The organism is Sphingomonas sp. (genome assembly GCF_013812825.1).
Classification (GTDB): Bacteria; Pseudomonadota; Alphaproteobacteria; order Sphingomonadales; family Sphingomonadaceae; genus Sphingomicrobium.
The window spans coordinates 1-13,340 of sequence record NZ_JACCSU010000046.1; the positions used below are offsets into that span (position 1 = coordinate 1).

The 13,340-nt window shown below is 66.2% G+C and carries 11 protein-coding genes and 1 tRNA gene; 7 read left to right on the plus strand and 5 right to left on the minus strand.

Going from position 1 to position 13,340, the window contains the following annotated elements; translation table 11 throughout:
* On the plus strand, positions 1-1,078 hold a 1,078-nt coding region (locus H0T81_RS06490; protein ID WP_294011106.1), incomplete at its 5' end, for a hypothetical protein.
* Positions 1,079-1,170: 92 nt separating this feature from the next.
* Here the strand turns inward: H0T81_RS06490 and H0T81_RS06495 are convergent.
* Both H0T81_RS06495 and phaR read right to left on the minus strand, forming a co-directional pair.
* Entirely contained in the window at positions 1,171-1,641 is a 471-nt protein-coding gene (locus H0T81_RS06495; RefSeq protein ID WP_294011108.1) for a hypothetical protein, read from the minus strand.
* A 4-nt stretch (positions 1,642-1,645) separates the two neighbouring features.
* Positions 1,646-2,170, minus strand: coding sequence for a polyhydroxyalkanoate synthesis repressor PhaR (phaR, locus tag H0T81_RS06500; RefSeq protein WP_294011110.1), 525 nt, complete (start codon positions 2,168-2,170; stop codon positions 1,646-1,648).
* On the opposite strand from phaR, the gene H0T81_RS06505 reads away from it, so the two are divergent.
* The 6 genes from H0T81_RS06505 to H0T81_RS06530 all read left to right on the plus strand — a co-directional run bounded on the left by H0T81_RS06505 (position 2,169) and on the right by H0T81_RS06530 (position 9,370).
* Positions 2,169-3,272 carry an alpha/beta fold hydrolase gene (locus H0T81_RS06505; RefSeq protein ID WP_294011112.1) on the plus strand — a complete coding sequence of 368 codons (1,104 nt, stop codon included), beginning with the start codon at positions 2,169-2,171 and terminating at the stop codon, positions 3,270-3,272. The genes phaR and H0T81_RS06505 overlap by 2 nt on opposite strands.
* A 48-nt stretch (positions 3,273-3,320) precedes the next feature.
* Positions 3,321-3,397, plus strand: a tRNA-Arg gene (locus tag H0T81_RS06510).
* A 206-nt stretch (positions 3,398-3,603) separates the two neighbouring features.
* A complete protein-coding gene (locus H0T81_RS06515) occupies positions 3,604-3,858 on the plus strand; it encodes a hypothetical protein (protein ID WP_294011114.1) in 255 nt (84 codons plus the stop codon).
* Positions 3,859-4,754: 896 nt separating this feature from the next.
* Positions 4,755-5,150 (plus strand): response regulator transcription factor, encoded by a 396-nt coding sequence (locus tag H0T81_RS06520; RefSeq protein WP_294011116.1) that lies wholly within the window; start codon positions 4,755-4,757, stop codon positions 5,148-5,150.
* 152 nt (positions 5,151-5,302) lie between these two features.
* Entirely contained in the window at positions 5,303-8,068 is a 2,766-nt protein-coding gene (locus tag H0T81_RS06525) for a hybrid sensor histidine kinase/response regulator (RefSeq protein ID WP_294011118.1), read from the plus strand.
* 90 nt (positions 8,069-8,158) lie between these two features.
* A complete protein-coding gene (locus H0T81_RS06530) occupies positions 8,159-9,370 on the plus strand; it encodes an NAD-dependent formate dehydrogenase (protein WP_294011120.1) in 1,212 nt (403 codons plus the stop codon).
* A gap of 16 nt (positions 9,371-9,386) precedes the next feature.
* On the opposite strand, the gene H0T81_RS06535 is transcribed toward H0T81_RS06530, so the two are convergent.
* From H0T81_RS06535 to H0T81_RS06545, 3 genes are all read right to left on the minus strand, one after another.
* Positions 9,387-10,436: an AI-2E family transporter gene (locus H0T81_RS06535; protein WP_294011122.1), complete on the minus strand. Its 1,050-nt coding sequence runs from the start codon at positions 10,434-10,436 to the stop codon at positions 9,387-9,389.
* 13 nt (positions 10,437-10,449) lie between these two features.
* A complete protein-coding gene (locus H0T81_RS06540; RefSeq protein ID WP_294011124.1) occupies positions 10,450-11,592 on the minus strand; it encodes a 2-oxo acid dehydrogenase subunit E2 in 1,143 nt (380 codons plus the stop codon).
* Positions 11,593-11,692: 100 nt separating this feature from the next.
* Positions 11,693-13,291 (minus strand): transketolase C-terminal domain-containing protein, encoded by a 1,599-nt coding sequence (locus tag H0T81_RS06545; protein WP_294011126.1) that lies wholly within the window; start codon positions 13,289-13,291, stop codon positions 11,693-11,695.
* Between the last annotated feature and the right edge of the window lie 49 nt (positions 13,292-13,340).

A 13,340-nucleotide genomic window follows, 5' to 3' on the forward strand; every position in this document is an offset into this window, starting at 1 on the left:
GCCGCCAGTGGTTCCGCCGGTCCGCGCGCCGCCGCGGCGAGCGCTGGTCGAACGCGCGGGCTTGCGTGCCGTACTGCTGCGGGTCGTCGTGCGCGTTGAGCTTGCGCTGGTCTTGCGCGTGGACGGCTTCTTGCGCGTCGTGCTGGTCTTGCGAGCGCCGGTCGTCGCACGGGCGCCGGCTGTCTTGCGCGTGCCCGTTGTCTTGCGCGCAGCCGTCGTCTTGCGCGTTCCCGTCGTCTTGCGCGTGCCGGTCTTCTTGCGCGCGCCAGCGGTCTTGCGAGTGCCGGTCGTGCTGCTCTTGCGCGCGCCAGCGGTCTTGCGAGTGCCGGCCGTGCTGCTCTTGCGCGCTCCGCCGGTGCTGCTTTTCGCGGCGGTCTTGCGCGTGGCGGTCTTGCGCGTGGTGCTTTTGCGCGCGGTCGATGTCTTGCGCGCGCCGCCGGCCGCGGAGCGTTTCGTTCCGCTCGATTTTGACCGGCCGGACGAGCTCGCTCGCGCCGTGCCGCCATCGTCGTCCGACCATTTGCCGGACATGACGCGCTGCGCTGCGTCGGCGACGGCTTCGGCGATCAACGCACCAAGCTTGCTTGCGCTGGACATCACGTTGCTGGCCGCCTGCGATGCTGAATCCGCTGCGTCGAGGCCGGCATCGCGAATCTTCCGCCGTGCGGCTGGGCTCGCGCTGATGGCGGCCGCTGCGGCGGCAAGCCCCGCTCCAATCATCTCGCGGCTCATCGCCGCCTTGGCGATTTTATCGACCGTCGATTTGCTGGATCGTGAAGACGATTTGGACGAACGTTTTGTCGTGCTCGATTTCGCCATTGCAGAATCCTCCCGTTGTAACGAGAGAAAGACACTTCAGCGGCGTAACAGTTCCCGTTGCGCTTGGTGCAAGTGCGTTCGACGCGCATCGGAATTGCGCGAGATGCGCGCGGTCGTACGCGATCGCAGTGCACAGCAAAAGGGGACCGCCGGCAAAGCAGCGATCCCCTTCGACATGGTCAGCGGCCGGAGGTTCCAGCCGTTGCAGGTGAGGCTAAAGCATCACCTCGCGAACGTTTTGGACCGACCCCTCTGCTGAACCATGAGACATCGGATCACCTCCTTTCGCTGCGTTGAAGCCAAGTCGAACATGAGTCCTGATCGCCCGGAACGCAAGTCTTGTATTGCCATTCAATTTCGGCAATCTTCGATCGTTCGTGCTGGTTCGGGCCACGCCGGCACCACCTGCGGCACCTGTCCCGCCATCGTCACTGCAATGCGGCCGCGGCTGAACGCGATCGCGTCGAGCAATGCATCGAATGCCGCCAGCTCGGCCGTGACTCGCATCGCATTGGGCTCGAACCTCGCCGGCAGGTTGCGCGACGCGCTGCTGGTCCACACCAAAAGACTTGGCGCCGATTGCGCGCTGGTGACCGCAATCGACACTCGCCGCGTCGCCCGGCTGCATTGAAGCACCAGCCGCGCAGTCCCGGTCGCATCGACGAACCGCGCCATGCTTCCGCCAGGCATCGTCTGATAGGCCCATGAGCCGGGCGCCGCGCCCACGGTATTGAAATCCACTGCGGCCGCGGCCGCGGCGGTCTGGGCGCCGGCGGCAGCGGGAGCCAGCGCAATCAGCGCCGCGAAGAATTTGCCAATCATGCCTTCAGCGATCCAGCCGGTCGACCTTGGCCTGCAGCTCGGCAAGCTCGGCGCGGAGCTTCTCGACTTCTGCATCGCGCAGTTTCTTGTCGGCCTCGGCTTTGGGTTTCGGAGTAAACGCCCGACTTGCCTCACCGAAAATCTCCATGTTCTTTTTGGCCAGGTCGGCCAGGACATTGCCGCCCAACGCGTCGCGCATCACCGTCTGGTTGCGCTGGAACGCCTCCATCGCCGCCTCGAGATATTGCGGCACCATGCCCTGCATCGAATTGCCGTACAGGCCGATCAGCTGCCGAAGGAAATTCACCGGCAGCATGGTCGATCCGCGCGCTTCCTCGTCGACGATGATCTGGGTCAGCACGTGGCGGGTGATATCTTCGCCGGTCTTGGCGTCAACCACCTCGAACTCGCGGCCCTCGCGAATCATGTCCGCCAGCTTGTCGAGCGTGATGTAAGTCGAGCTTTCGGTGTCATATAGCCGCCGGTTCGCGTACTTCTTGATTGTCGCCTTGCCCGAAGACTTCGCCATGAACCGCTCCCGAGACCGTCACGGCAACCTACTACCGGAGCCCGACGCACTGCAACATAGGCGTGCACTGCAACATGAACCGGCGCCCGAACGAGCGCCGCGCCCGCTGCCGTTGTTCCTCGAGCTGGTGCGGATGATGGCCGAGCGCGACCCCGAGCTGGGCCGCGCGGCGCTCGATGGCCTGTCGGCCTACGAGCGGGCGCCGCGGCCGGCGCCCGTCCCACCTCGGCCGGAGGTCGCTCGTGCCGGGCCGGTGCGCCTGCGCGACCACGGCGGCAGCGGGCCGCCCGCGATCCTCGTTCCCTCGCTGATCAACCCGCCGCACATCCTCGATCTCGACTCCGAGGTGTCGCTGGCCGCGGCGATCGCCGCAATGGGCCGCCGAGTGCTGCTGCTCGACTGGGGCGAAGCGCGCGAGCGGGGGGAGCATGACGTTTCGCACCACGTCGAGAAGCTGCTGCTTCCACTGCTCGGCGAGCTCGGCGAGCCGGCCGCGCTGGTCGGCTATTGCCTCGGCGGGACAATGGCGATCGCCGCCGCGAACCTGGCGCCGGTCGAGCGGGTGGTGACTCTCGCCGCTCCGTGGAGCTTCTCGGCCTACCCGGCGGACAGTCGGGAGAATGTGCAACGGATGTGGCGCCATTCGCAAAGCGCCGCGCAGGCGCTTGGGGCACTGCCGATGGAGGTCCTCCAGGCCGCGTTCTGGTCGCTCGACCCGGAGCGGACCGTGACCAAGTTCGCCCGGTTCGCAACGCTCGATCCGGCCGGCGCCGAGGCGCGCCGGTTCGTGCAGCTGGAGGATTGGGCAAACCAGGGAGAGCCGCTGCCGTGCGCCGCCGCGGCCGAGCTGATCGAGCAATTCTTCGGCGCCGACACGCCCGGAAGCGGCGGCTGGACCATTTCCGGAACGACGATCACCGACCGGATGGGCGTTCCGGCGCTCCATTTCACCGCCGGCCGCGACCGCATCGCACCGGCCGCGACCGCGCCCGCCGGGGAAACCGTGCCGATTGCCGCCGGCCACGTCGGGATGGTCGTCGGCCGGGCGCGCGAACAGCTTCACGTCGGCCTCCGGCGCTTTCTCGATCCATACTGCCGCTGATCGCCGCTCCTTGCCGCTCAACGCGGGCGCGGCTAAGCGGGCGGGCACGCACCCATAGCTCAGCTGGATAGAGCGCTGCCCTCCGAAGGCAGAGGTCAGAGGTTCGAATCCTCTTGGGTGCGCCAAAAAATCAACGACTTAGCTGATGCTCGGCACGAGTCGTACGGAGCGGAGCCAGCATCGTCACCCGCTCCTCGTTCCCGCCCCGTGTGCGCCCCGCAGTGCGTCCCCCCCGGGGGCTGTCCACACTGGCTTCAGCGCCGAACCAGCCCACACTATTAACTTCTTGAGCGCAAACGGTTTGCGTACCTACATCCGAAGGGGGTGATCAGTGACCCAGTCAGCATCAAGTTTCATGGCGATTGTCTTCGCGCTCGCCGTCTTCGCAATCATCGTGGCGGTCGGATGGCGTAGCGTTCAGAACCGCCGCATTCTGCGCTTGCGGGGAGCTGACGGCCAAGAGACGATCGTCGTCGCTCAGGAAGACGATGATGTCAGCAGCATCGTCACCACAAGCGAAACATCGCAACCAGCACCGGATCCGGCTCCACAGCCTGCTCGCAGAGTCAAACGTACAAAAGCATGAGTCGCACTTGATCTTGCATCGCCGAGCGCCCGCATCCAGACAGAGCAGAACATTGACGAGGCGCATCCAGGGGTGGATGCCAAGTTGACGGCAACCCGTTAAACTCACCCCTCGTTGGCGACGGGAGGGGCAAGATGACGGATCGAGATGACTGGCGTCGCAGCGGCAGTAGAATCCTCGATCGCCTCCATCCGGAGCTCGGCATGCGCCACTCGCTACTGTTATTCATCGCTCTTGGCGGCTGCACGACCTCGCCAGCCGGCTTCCGATCGTCGACTCCCGTCGCGACCTACACGACGGCCAAGCTGCCGAAGGCCGTCGCGCAGTGCCTGCAAGGCACGTTGGGATCTGTCGCCCTCGTGAGGAGAGGCAATCGCGCTCACATCACCTCCCGCGATGCGCCTCAGCTATCGCTTCGAATCTATGACAATGGCGTCGCTCAGGTGTGGGCTCCGAAGCCGTTTGAGGCGCGGTTTCGCTCCTCCGTGGAATCCTGCCTTTAGGTCGCGCCGCCAGCAGGATCGTCAGCCGCTTCCCGTTCCCGCGCCGTGGGCGCCCCGCAGCGCGTTGCCCCTGGGGCTGTCCTCTTGGGTGCGCCACCGATTGGCCGGCAGCGTGACCCGCGGCCGAGAGCGACAACAAAGTCAGAATCGGACCTTCAACTAACCGATTTGCGCTCTACTCCAGTCGTTGGTGGTCACGGCACAGAAGACTACCCCAAATAATGGTGCGAGTACTTGTCCAGTTCGGATGTATTAATTTACTTTGTCTGAACCATTCGCGTTTATTCGCCGCCTCATCTTCTAGGCAGGTCGAACCGCTGGCCCGCTAAACAGGTGAACAGCCGCGATGGCCGACCAAGACTTGCGCATGCCCATATTCGCTGGACGCCGCCGGTGGCGTTGATCCTGATCGCCGATGATGACGAGCTGATCGTCGAAATGGTCGCCGACGCGCTGCGCCCACGCGGCCACGTCGTCGGCACGCTCGACGACGGGCGTCACGTCGTCGACGTCGTCACCGTCAAGCGCCCCGCGCTCGTGATCCTCGATTGCGGGATGCCCACCATGTGCGGAACAGAGGTGCTTCGGAAAATGCGCGCGTCGACGAGCTGCTTCGACACGCCGGTGCTGATGCTGACGGGGCGCCGAAGCGAGGCCGATGAAGAGATCGCCTTCCGCGCCGGCGCCACCGACTACATGCGCAAGCCATTCAATCTCGCCGAGCTGGTCGAGCGGATCGAGAGCCTGATCCTCGAGGCCGAGTGCCGGCTGCAGGCCGCATCTATGTAAGTCGCCGGTGGCAGTCGCGGCGGCGACACGGGGCAGCCGGGTCAGTCCGCGCCGATTTGCGGCAGCTTCAAACCGCAATCGCGATCCAGCTTTAGCTTCAACCCGATTGGATAGAGATCATGCTTGCAATGCGCCAACCAAGGCCGGAGACCATGACCTCGTTTCAATTGTCCGCGGCCATCGCGTCAACGGCCGTCGCAACGACAGTACTGCTCGGCTGGATCACCAGCACTCCAGCGCTGACGAAAATCCTTTCCTACTCGATTGCCATGAACCCGATGACGGCCGTGAGCATTCTGATGGTCTCCGCTGGACTGCTTCTGCGTGCCGCACGCCATGGAACGAAAGTCGCGTGGCTCGGGGGAATGACGGCCTTCATCGGCATTTCCAAGCTGGGCCAACTGATGTTCGGCTTGCCGGTCGGCATCGACGAGCTGATTTTTGCCGATCAGCTCGTGCCGATGGGCGGCTCACCGGCCAACCGGATGGCTCCGAATACGGCGCTTGCCTTGGCGGCAATCGGCCTGGGCCTCGCGACCAGCCATTCGCTCCGCGCGCCGGTCATCCTGCTGTCCCAATGTCTGTGCGTGCTGGCGGCGGTGACCGCCTCGGCGGCGCTGGTCGGCTATGCTCTTGACGAAGTCGCTCTTTACCAGGTGCACGAATTCATCGCGATGGCGCTCTCGACCGCGCTGGTCATCTTCGCCTCGTCGATCGCCATTCTCACCACCAATCCCAATGTCGGCCTGATGCGGATCTTCGGTGATCGCGGACCTGCGGGTACGCTTGCCCGGATCGCGCTTCCGCTCGCGGTGCTGGTGCCGGTGATCGTCAGTATGATCGGGCTGTCGGGCGAGCGCGCCGGCTATTACGGCACCGAGGCGGCCGTGGCGATGTCGCTGATCACCAGCGTGATGGTCAATTTCGTTTTGGTCGGTGGCTGCGCGGTCGTGCTCTACCGCGGCGATGTCGAGCGCCAGCGCCGCGAAGCCGCAATCACCGAAAGCGAATCGCAGTATCGACAGGCCGAACTGGCCGGGCACGTCGGCTATTGGAAGCTGGAATTGCCCGGTCGGGCGGTAAAATGTTCCGACGGCTTCGTTCGAATCTGCGCTCTGCCGGAGGGTGCCGACCACGATCTGAAAACGGTTTTGGCGGTTGTTCATCCCGATGACTCAGACTTGGTGCGCACGTCCACGGCGCAGGCCGTGGAACTAGGCGTCGACTGGGAATTCGCGTGCCGCATCCGCCGGCCCGACAATTCGGTCCGCTACGTCAAATCGTACGGCGTGTGCGCACGCAACGAGCGCGGCGAGACCAGCCAGGTGTTCGGAGTCATCTCGGACGTCACCGACCTCGAGACCGCGCGCCGCGACGCCGAGGCAGCGAAGGCCGCGACGGCGTCTTTCCTGGCCAACATGAGCCATGAGATCCGGACTCCGATGAACGGCATGATGGGCTTTGTCGAATTGTTGCTTGAAAGCGATCTCGATGCTGCCCAGCGGCGCCACCTCGGCCTGGTTCAGAGTTCCGCCAACGCGCTCTTGAAGCTGCTCAACGACATCCTCGACCTTTCCAAGATCGAGGCCGGCCGGCTCGAAATCGCGGAAGCTCCATACAGTGCCCGCCACGGGATCAAGGAGTGTGTCCGGCTGATGAATCCGATGGCCGAGCAAAAGGGGCTGTCGCTGTCGCTGTCGATCGCCGACGACTTCCCGACGCACTTGCTGGTGGACGGGCTGCGCCTGCGCCAGATCCTGCTCAACCTGATCGGCAACGCGATCAAGTTCACGCACCGCGGATCGATCGCCGTGACGATCGCCCGTGAGCCGGGCACCGACGGCCGGGAAACGATGCGCGCGTCCGTCACCGATAGCGGAATCGGCATTCACCCCGACCGCACGGCGTCGATCTTTGACACATTTGTCCAGGCGGAGGTGACCACGACGCGCCGGTTTGGCGGATCGGGGCTCGGCCTGAGCATCAGCCGCCAACTCGCCCAGATGATGGACGGGACCATCGAGGTCCGAAGCGTGCTCGGCAAGGGCACGACGATGACGCTGGTGCTGCCGCTGGTCGTATCGTCCGCGCCGGAGGCGCCGGATTCTACCGAATATCCCACGGCCTTCCGCAAGGAAGCGGTGCCGGTCGAGATGAAGTCTCGGCACTCGTCGATCCTGCTGGTCGAGGACGTCGACATCAATCAGGAATTGTTCAGCGAGATGCTCGCCCGGCTCGGCCACCAGTTCGAGCTCGCCTCGGACGGGGCCGAGGCTGTCGAGCTCGCCAAGCGGCTCGAAGCCGAGCCTCAGGCTTGGGACCTGATCCTGATGGACCTGCAAATGCCAGTCATGGACGGCCTCACCGCGACGCAGGCGATCCGGGCGTTCGGCGGCCGCGCCGCGACGATTCCGATCATCGCCCTCACCGCCAGCGCCTTCGAGGAGGAACGGCAGCAGTGCGCGGCGGTCGGCATGAACGACCATCTCGCCAAGCCGGTTGGAATCGAGGCGCTGCGGCGAATGATCAACCGGTGGGGAGGCGCCGCGGATAGCACGGCCGCCGTCTCGCCGCCCGAACGAGGCGCGCTCTTCGAGCGCCGCGTCGAAGCCAGGTTGAGGCTATCGGCCGAGCGGCTGTCCGCGATTCAGGAGGAGATTTCGAGGACCAGCCCGGACAAGCTCAAGGCGCTGATGACCGAAGCTCGAAACATCGCCCATCTCCTCGCCGGAACCGCGGGGATGGTCGGCAAAGAGGCACTGGGGGACATCGCGTTCGACGTGGAAACCCGGATCGCGGCGGGCATCGGCAGCAAATCGTCCGCCGCGTTGGTCGGCGCGACGGACGCGATCGAAGATCTGATCGTGGCACTGGGCGCCCGAGGCGTGCCGCCTCCGCTGAAGGTGCGAAAGGGTTGACCCTTCGCCCGACGCCGTCAAACGTTCGACTCTTCGCCAACCGGCGACTATCCTCGCATCCTCCAACTCCCGGCCGGAGGGCAGCTCGCGATGGCCAAGATCCTGTGCGTTTTGTACGACGATCCGGTCGACGGGATGCCGTCCTCCTACCCGCGCGGCGACCTTCCCACGATCGAGCGCTATCCCGATGGGCAGGCTCTGCCGACCCCCAGGGCGATCGACTTCAAGCCCGGTGAGCTGCTGGGCTGCGTGTCGGGCGAGCTCGGCCTGCGCGAGTATCTCGAAGGCGCCGGCCACAGGCTGGTCGTGACGTCCGACAAGGACGGGCCGGACAGCGAGTTCGAGCGCGAGCTGGTCGATTCCGACGTCGTCATCTCGCAGCCCTTCTGGCCCGGCTATCTGACGGCCGAGCGCATCGCCAAGGCGCGCAACCTCAAGCTCGCGATCACCGCCGGGATCGGCTCCGACCACGTCGACCTGCAGGCGGCGATCGACAAGGGAATCACGGTCGCGGAAGTCACCTACTGCAACTCGATCAGCGTCGCCGAGCATGTCGTCATGATGATCCTCAGCCTGGTGCGCAATTACCTGCCGTCGCACGAATGGGTGCTCAAGGGCGGCTGGAACATCGCCGATTGCGCCGCCCGCTCGTACGACGTCGAGGGCATGCACGTCGGCACCGTCGCCGCCGGGCGGATCGGCAGCGCGGTGCTTCGGCGCTTGAAGCCGTTCGACATGCATCTGCATTATTTCGACCGCCACCGGCTGCCCGCCGATGTCGAGCAGGAGCTCGGCGTCGAATGGCACGACAGCGTCGAGGACATGGTCCGGCTATGCGACGTCGTGACGATCAATTGCCCGCTCCATCCCGAAACCGACAACCTGTTCGACTCGGCGATGATCGGGCGCATGAAGCGCGGCGCCTATCTGGTGAACACCGCGCGCGGCAAGATCGTCGACCGCGACGCGGTCGCCGCGGCGCTCGAAAGCGGCCAGCTCGCGGGGTACGCCGGCGACGTCTGGTTCCCACAGCCGGCGCCGCGCGACCATCCGTGGCGGACGATGCCCAACCACGGAATGACTCCGCACATTTCGGGCACCAGCCTGTCGGCCCAGGCGCGCTACGCGGCGGGCACTCGCGAGATCCTCGAATGCTTTTTCGACGGCCGGCCGATCCGCGACGAATATCTGATCGTCGAGGGCGGCCGGCTCGCCGGCACCGGAGCGCACAGCTACAGTCCCGGCGACGCGACCGGCGGATCGGAGGAAGCGCAAAGGTTCAAGGCGGACTCGACCGCCTGAGCTTGCCGCGCCCCGGCTACGTCCTGTCCTCTCCCGGGATCGGAGTTCTCGTCCCCAGCGCCTCCTGCACATAAAGGCGCTTGACCAGCACGTAGGACACGACCGTCAGCGGTGCCGCGAGGATGATGCCCAATGCACCGAACAGCATCCCGAAGCCGAGCAGCGAGAACAGCAAGACGACGGGTGGCAGGTCAACGGCATATTGCTGCACCAGCGGCTGCACCAGATTGCCTTCGACCTGCTGGATTCCGACGTAGAGGAGGATGGTCCACAGCGCCAGATCCGGGCCCACGGCCAGGGCCAGCAAGATCGCCGGAATCGACGCGATGACAGGGCCGGCGAATGGGATGAACTCGAGCAGCCCCGCAAGCAGGCCGAGCGCCAGCGCCGACGGCACGCCGATCAGCCACAGGCCCAAACCGGTCAGCAAGCCGACGACCACCATCGCGGCGAGCTGTCCCCTGAGCCACAGCCGGAGAGCCCGTTCGCTGTCGAGCATCGCTTCGGTGACCAGGGCGCGCTTGCCCGGCGGCACCAGCTTGATCGCTCCCACGCGGTAAAAGTTCGGCTGGGCCGCGAGGAAGACGCCGCCGAAGACGACGATCAGCGTATCGGCGATCCCACCCCCGATCGACATCACCAGCCGGCCAATGCTCGACGTGTTGCCGCCGCCAGAGCGCGTGCCCTCGATGATGCCCGCCAGTTGCTCGCCGAAACCCATGCGCTGTATCTGCTGCTCGAACGACCGCCAGGCCGCCGGCAGCGCCTCCGTCAGCGTATGAACCTGTGCCGTGACTTGCGCCCCGAACAGCGCCACCAAGCCGGCGATCAGTCCAAGCACGAACAACACCGACAGGGCGATCGCCACTCCATCCGGCACGCCGGTCCGCTTGCGGATCAGATCCGCGAGCGCCCGGAATATGGTCGCGACGACCACTGCTCCGAACAGCATCAGCACCAGCGTGCGCAGCTGCCACAAGAGGAATGCCACCGCGACCAGGGTGATGACAATCAGCGCTCGGCGGATGAAAACCCGGTCGCTGCCGGGCCGGCGGCGCCCGGTCACGGCTTCGGCCCGGTCACGGCTTCGGCCATGTTTCGAGGATCTCGACGAAGCGCGCCAGCCAGGCGTTGGTCTGGTGCCCGTCGACGACCCGGTGGTCGATGGTCAGGGTCACATAAGCCATTGGCAGGATGACGATCGCATCCTCGCCGTCGACCTCACGCACGACGACTCGCTTTTCGAGCTTGCCGATGCCGAGGATCGCCGCCTGGCCCTGGTGGAGGATGATCGGCGCGGCGAGCAGCGAGCCCGACACGCCGTGGTTGGAGATGGTGAAGCTGCCCCCGGATACGTCGCCGCCGCTGAGCTTGCCGTCGCGCGCTCGGCGGGTGAGGTCGTCGAGCCGGTCGCCGATCTGCTCGAGGCTGAGGCTCCCGGCGTCGCGGACCACCGGCACCACCAGGCCTTTTTCGCCGAGCGCGGTGCCGACGCCGATGTCGATCGTCGGCGAGACCGCGATCCGGTCCTGCTCCCAGCGGCCGTTGATCGCCGGAGCGGCGGCCATCGCCTCGGCGGCGGCCTTGACGATGTAGGCGGTGTAGCTGAGCTTGACGCCCTTCTTGGCTTGGCCCGCCTTGTGCGCGGCGACCGCGGAAAAATCGGCTTCGAACACCGCGGTGACGTGCGGCGCCTCGGCGACCGCTCGGACCATGTTCTCGGCGATCTTCAGCCGCATCCGGTCGTGCGGAATATCGAAGCCGGACGCCGCCGCACCCTCGAGCGCGCGTTCGACGTCCTCGCGGGTAATCCGCCCGCCGCGGCCGCTCCCCTGGATGCGCGACGGGTCGATCCCGTGCTGCTGAAGCGCGCGCCGGACCGAGGGCGACAGCCGATCCTCCCCACCCATGTTCCCCGGCGAAGGCCGGGGCCCAGGGCGATGCGAAGCAGCGCTGACGCGCTCCTGGGCCCCGGCCTGCGCCGGGGAGCTGCTTGAATCGATCCGCCCGAGCAGCGCGCCCGGCACCGCCTCCGCGTCGGTATCGAGGACAATCTCCGCCAACACTCCGGCGGCGGGCGCCGGCACTTCCTGCGTCACCTTGTCGGTTTCGAGCTCGACCAGCGGATCGTTCTCGGCGACCGCCTCCCCGATCCGCTTAAGCCACGCCCGGACGACCGCCTTGGTGCCCTCCTGCTCGTCGGGGACCCGGACTTCGATCATGACGGCTCCCCCAAGCCGTCATTGCGAGGAGCGTCAGCGACGCGGCAACCCACGGCCGCAAAGCTGGATTGCTTCGCTTTTCTCGCAAAGACGAATTGCATCAGAACCCCACCAGACGGTCGATCTCGGCTCGGATCCGCTCGACCGACGGCAGCGCCGCCTCCATCAGCGTCGGGTGATGCGGGCTTGGAATGTCGGGCATCGTCACCCGCGCAATCGGCGCATCGAGGTCGAGGAACGCCTCGTCGGCGACCACCGCGGCGATCTCGGCGCCGAAGCCGCCGGTGCGCAGGTCCTCGTGAACGATCAGGCAGCGGCGCGTCCGGCGGACGCTGTCGAGCACCATCTCGCGGTCCCACGGCATCAGCGTCCGGAGGTCGATGAGATCCGCCGACACGCCCGCCGCCGCGGCCTCGCAGCGCGGCACCATCGCCCCCCAGGTGACGATGGTGATCGAATCGCCCTCGCGCACCTTCTTTGCGCGGCCGAAGGCAAGCACGTAATCGTCGCCCGGCCACGGCCGCCGGGCCCACGCATCGTCGAGCATTGCCCGGTGCTCGAAGAACAGCACGGGATCGTTGCCGCGAAGGCTCGCTCGCAGCAGCCCGACCGCATCCTCGGCGTTCGACGGCACCGCGACCAGCCATCCGGGGCTGTGGACGAACTGCACCTCGTTGGTCTGGCTGTGCCACGGGTCGCCGCATTTGAAGAAGCCGCCGGGCACGCGCAGCACCAGCGGGGCGGCGAAGCGGTTGTGGGTTCGCCAGCGCATCGTCCCGCAATCGTTGATCTGCTCGGTCGCCGGCTCGGCATATTTGCGGAACTGGATTTCGGGCACCGGCATCAGCCCGGCAAGCGCCATCCCCACCGCCCTGCCGATGATCCCCTCCTCGTTGAGGCTGGTGTCGAACACGCGGTCGTGGCGGTATTTGTCGTGCAGCCCAAGCGTGACCGCATGGACCCCGCCCTTGGGCCCGACATCCTCGCCGAACACCAGTACGCGCGGATTGGCGGCAAGCTCCTGGTCGAGCGTGCGGCGGATCGCGGTGACCATGTTGATCCGCTGCCCCTCGGGCGCAGCCTCGCCCGCCGACGCCGTATCGAGCCCGGCGCGGCCGCCGACCTGCTGGTATTCGCCCTCGAAGAAGACGTTCGCGGTGACCCGCTCGGGCGAGGATATGCCACGCGCCTCCGCTTCCTCGCGCGCCGCTTCCACCTCCGCTGCCACCTCGGCCTCGAGTCCATCCCAGTCGAGATCGCTCGCGAACGCCTTCAATTTGGGCAGCGGGTCGCGCGCCCATTCGGCCTCGACCGTCGCGTCGGACTTGTAAGTCTGCGTGTCCTGGAAACTATGTCCTTCCAGCCGCGGCACGGTCAGGCGGACCAGCGCTGGCCCCTTGCGCCCGCGCACATGGCCCACTGCTTCGCCGATCAGCCGCGCCGCCTCGACGGGATCGGTGCCGTCACCAGCGAAGATCGTCAGCCCCGAAAAGCCCGACAGATTGGCGGCGATGTCGCCCCCCGGCGTCTGGTATGACGACGGCACCGAGATGCCATAACCATTGTCCTCGATGTAGAATAGCATCGGCAACGATTGCGTCGTTGCAATTGTTAGCGCCGCCCAAAATCCGCCCGTCGCGCAACTCGCATCGCCGCCCAACACTACACCAATCGAGCCGCGTGCGGTCTCGCCAAGCACGCGCTCCTTGTACGTTACCGCCTGCGCCCAGCCCGCCGCGGGAGTATAT